Origin of the sequence: Aquimarina callyspongiae, from assembly GCF_034322225.1 — a bacterium.
GTDB lineage: Bacteria > Bacteroidota > Bacteroidia > Flavobacteriales > Flavobacteriaceae > Aquimarina.
On the sequence record NZ_JAXLPA010000017.1, the window covers coordinates 1 to 1,431 of the forward strand.

The following is a 1,431-nucleotide window of genomic DNA, read 5'->3' on the forward strand; positions in this document are numbered from 1 at the left end:
TCCAGATAACACTACCGATGTAGATCCGGACAATGATGGTAGTCCTGATGATCCAACAGTAACCGACCTGAGTCAACCATTACTGGATATCACTAAGACCGATACCTATGTAGATACCAATGGTAATAGTATCATTGATGCCGGGGATACGATCAACTATGTCTTTACAGTGACCAATACCGGAAATGTAGACCTTACAGGAATCAGTGTTACGGACGGCTTAGTTACCGTAACACCAGCTACGACGATTGATTTAGTAGTAGGAGCAAGTGACAACAGTACCTATACCGCGAGTTATGTAATCACCGCAGCAGACATTACCGCTGGTAGCTTTAGCAATACCGCCGTAGCCAGTGCCTTGAACCCATTAAACCCATTAGGTCCACCAGTAGAAGATGATTCTGATGATCCAGATGATACTACCGATGTAGATCCGGACAATGATGGAAGTCCAGACGATCCAACAGTAACCGACTTACGTCAACCACTATTGGATATCACTAAGACCGATACCTATGTAGATACCAATGGTAACAGTATCATTGATGCCGGAGATACGATCAACTATGTGTTTACAGTGACCAATACCGGAAATGTAGACCTGACCGGAATCAGTGTAACAGATGCTTTAGTTACAGTCACACCAGCTACGACGATTGATTTAGTAGTAGGTGCGAGTGATAACAGTACCTATACCGCAAGTTATACCATTACTGCCGCAGATATTACCGCCGGTAGCTTTAGCAACACCGCCGTTGCCACAGCACCGAACCCACTGGGTGGAGCAGATATCACCGATGATTCTGATGATCCAGATAACACTACCGATGTAGATCCGGACAATGACGGTAGTCCTGATGATCCAACAGTAACCAACCTGAGTCAACCATTACTGGATATCACCAAGACCGATACCTATGTAGATACCAATGGTAATAGTATCATTGATGCTGGGGATACGATCAATTATGTGTTTACAGTGACTAATACCGGAAACATTGACTTATTCAATATACAGGTAACAGACGCTCTGGCAACAGTAACGCCAGCTACAACAATTAATTTAGTAGTAGGAGCGAGTGACAACAGTACCTATACCGCAAGCTATGTAATCACCGCAGCAGACATTACCGCTGGTAGTTTCAGTAACCAGGCAGTTGTAAGTGCACCAAATCCTTTAGATCCAACGGGTCCACCTGTAGAAGATGATTCTGATGATCCAGATGATACTACCGATGTAGATCCAGACAATGACGGAAGTCCAGACGATCCAACAGTAACCGACTTACGTCAACCACTATTAGATATCACTAAGACCGATACCTATGTAGATACCAATGGTAACAGTATCATTGATGCCGGAGATACAATCAACTATGTCTTTACAGTGACCAATACCGGAAATGTAGATCTGACCGGAATCAGTGTAAC

General features: G+C 43.9%; 1 protein-coding gene. It reads left to right on the forward strand.

Annotated features, from left to right (window positions below; genetic code table 11):
* The coding region (locus tag U0D62_RS25510; RefSeq protein ID WP_463428674.1) for a DUF7507 domain-containing protein at window positions 1-1,431 on the forward strand (1,431 nt) is incomplete at both ends.